The sequence below is a fragment of the Flaviaesturariibacter aridisoli genome, from assembly GCF_004343705.1.
Classification (GTDB): Bacteria; Bacteroidota; Bacteroidia; order Chitinophagales; family Chitinophagaceae; genus Flavisolibacter; species Flavisolibacter aridisoli.
Genome location: NZ_SKFH01000081.1, coordinates 1 through 3,023, shown reverse-complemented (window position 1 = coordinate 3,023; position 3,023 = coordinate 1). Strand labels below are relative to the sequence as shown.

At 60.8% G+C, this 3,023-nt stretch carries 3 protein-coding genes; 1 reads left to right on the top strand and 2 read right to left on the bottom strand.

Translation table 11 applies throughout. The features are described 5' to 3' along the window. Together E0486_RS18450 and E0486_RS18445 are read right to left on the bottom strand one after the other, a co-directional pair. Positions 1 to 315: c-type cytochrome (locus E0486_RS18450; RefSeq protein WP_131854519.1), on the bottom strand; the 315-nt coding region annotated here is incomplete at its 3' end. A 986-nt stretch (positions 316 to 1,301) separates the two neighbouring features. Then, entirely contained in the window at positions 1,302 to 1,970 is a 669-nt protein-coding gene (locus tag E0486_RS18445) for a ribonuclease HII (RefSeq protein WP_131854517.1), read from the bottom strand. 227 nt (positions 1,971 to 2,197) lie between these two features. Between E0486_RS18445 and E0486_RS18440 the strand changes: the two genes are divergently transcribed. Then, positions 2,198 to 3,023, top strand: an 826-nt coding sequence (locus E0486_RS18440) for a COX15/CtaA family protein (RefSeq protein ID WP_243697479.1), incomplete at its 3' end; no start/stop codon positions are given.

Below are 3,023 nucleotides of genomic sequence, written 5' to 3'. Positions count from 1 at the left end.
CCAGGCATAGAGCTTTTTGCGGTCGGCCCAGGGCCCGCGGGAGGTAAGGCCGCGCAGGGCGGGGCCGGTCATGTCTTTGTCGAGGGCGTGGCAGGCGGCGCAGTTTTGCTGGAAGATACCTTTGCCGGGGGCGGCGGCCGGCGCGGTGGCCTTAGCGGCAGTGCCCGGAGTGGCGGTGCTGGCAGCAGCGGTTTTGACGGACGTGAGCGCGGCGCTGCGTTGTTCGGTCAGGAAAACCTGCTCCCCGATCCAATAGAGGCTCCAGCCGGCCAGCAGGATGAAAATGGCCAAAAAGAGATAGCGGACTTGATTCATAACACAAGGTTTTGAAAGGACCGCCGGGGCGGCCCCCGTTTGCGCCCGCAAAGCTAGAAAAGGAAGTTGCCGCGAAAGGTGATCTTCGTCAGGAGGCTTGCAGCGAAGGGAAGATTACCTGAAGTCAGACAATCATCCCTCCCTCGCCCCTCATGTACTCATTTGCTCTACCCTCCCCAAAACAAAAAGACCCCAACGGGGCCTTCCTGTTTAACCTTCAACCATTCTTTACAGCAGACTTTTGAAAAAAAGTGCAGCAAGTGTCTATAAGACGGTAGATAGACCGCAAACGCTGCATCGGGTTTAAAAATCCGGGGAATATCCCCCATTTCTCACCCGCCTTCGCTGAAGCTTCGGCGGGCAGGGCCCGCCCCGTGCCGGCGATGGGGCACTAACCGCTGCTGACAACCGTAAAACCCTGCCCGACAACGCTCCTACCCTGCCCGGCCAAACAAGTACCCCACCCGACGAGCGCATAACCCCGGGCAACGAGTCAAAAACCCCGGCCGATATGGACCGAACGCCGGCGAACACCGGAAGCAACCCCCAGGGGTAGCCGGCGAAAAACAGCCGGCAACGGGAACGGGCAGCCGGCCGGGCAGCACCCAGTAGCCTGACGGCGTGAGAGCAGGACCTGACAGCTGTAACTAAGTCCATAACTATTGGAAAACAAGACCTGACAACGGCCATTTGGTCAGTAACAAGGAGAGAACAAGACCTGACAACGGCCATTTGGTCAGCAACAACGCGAGAACAAGACCTGACAACGGCCATTTGGTCAGCAACAAGACGAAAACAAGACCCGACAACGGCCATTTGGTCAGCAACAACGCGAAAACAAGACCTGACAACGGCAAAAGGGTCCGTTACCATTGGAAAACAAGACCTGACGGAACGTAAACAGTAGCGGGCACTGCGACAAAAGAAGCGGGCGGCCGGATATTTCTGGATCCGGTAGCACTACCGGAAAGGTGGAACCGCCTGTCTTAAACGAGGGCGGACAGGTCTGGCTGTGCGGAAGCTTCGGCGGACGGGGCCGCCTTCGCGGAAGCTTCGGCGGACGGGGCCGGGGTGGGCTGGTAGTCGAGGCGGAAGGAGCGGCGGTGGTGCAGGCAGGGACCGTGCTGGTTGAGCGCCTGCTGGTGGTCTTTGGTGGCGTAGCCCTTGTTGGACGCCCAGTTGTAGTGCGGGAAGTCGTGGTGGAGGCGCTTCATGTGGTCGTCGCGGTAGGTCTTGGCCAGCACCGAGGCGGCGGCGATGGAAGCATAAAGGGCGTCGCCCTGCACGATGCACTGGTGCGGGATGAAGGCGTAGGGCGAAAAGCGGTTGCCGTCTACCAGCAGCAGCTCGGGCACCACGGCCAGCTGCGCCACGGCGTCGTGCATGCCCCGGAACGCCGCCCGCAGGATGTTGATCTCGTCGATCACCACGGGTTCGAGCGAAGCCACGGCCCAGGCGATGGCCGCCTCTTCGATCACGGGCCGCAGCTCGTAGCGTTCCTTTTCGGTGAGTTGCTTCGAGTCGTTGAGGAGCGGGTGCTGAAAGCTGCGCGGCAGGATCACCGCGGCGGCATACACCGGCCCGGCCAGGCAGCCGCGCCCGGCCTCATCGAGACCGGCTTCTAAAAGCGTATCCTGGAAATAGGGGAGCAGCACGCTGCAAAAGTAATCAAGTCGGAAGTGGGAAGTGGAAGCAGGGTAAAAAACGTTCTTAAGGTTTTTAGAGTTTTTAGGGTTCGCAAGGTTAAATAAGGTTGGTGGTGACCGGGGCAAAAGGACACTTCGCGCCGCTTCCTTAAAAGCCCTCAGAACCTTAAAAACCTTGAAAACCCTCAGAACCTTTCCCCTCGTACTTTTGCCCCGCACTGCAAAACCCATTTCTTTTGGCTACCACCCATCTGTACCGTTCGTCGCGCCCCGTGGCCATCTGGCTGCTCATCGGGGTGGGCATGGTCATTATCCAGGTCATCCTCGGCGGCATTACCCGCCTCACGGGCTCCGGCCTTTCCATCACGGAATGGAACGTAGTGACGGGCGCACTGCCGCCGCTCAGCCAGGCGCAGTGGCTGGCCGAGTTTCACAAGTACCAGGCCTCGCCGCAATACCGCCTGCTCAATTCGGACTTTACCCTGTCCGACTTCAAATTCATCTTTTTCTGGGAATGGTTCCACCGCCTGTGGGGCCGCCTCATCGGGGTCGTGTTCGCCATTCCGTTCATCGTATTCCTGGTGCAGCGCCGCTTCCGCCAGGACATGATCAAGCCGCTGCTGGTGCTCTTCGTGCTCGGCGCCCTGCAAGGGGCCGTGGGCTGGATCATGGTGGCCTCCGGCCTCGAAGGCGACGCGGTGTACGTGAAGCCCACGCGGCTCGCGCTGCATTTTATTTTCGCGCTGGGCCTGCTTTGCTACACGTTCTGGTTCGCCCTGCAGCTGCTCACGAAGCCGGGCGACAAGGTGACGGCACCCCGCCTGCGCCTCGCCTGCTGGTGGCTGGTGGGCCTGCTGGGTGTGCAGCTCATTTTCGGCGCCCTGATGGCCGGCCACCGCGCCGCGCCCGCCGCGCCCACCTGGCCCGACATCAACGGCTCCTTCTTCCCGCGCCTCTTTCCCGCCGGCATCGTCAGCCTCCTCGAAGACCGGATCAGCATCCACTTCGTGCACCGCAACCTGGCCTACCTGCTCACGGTGCTCATCCTGCTGTGGACCTTCA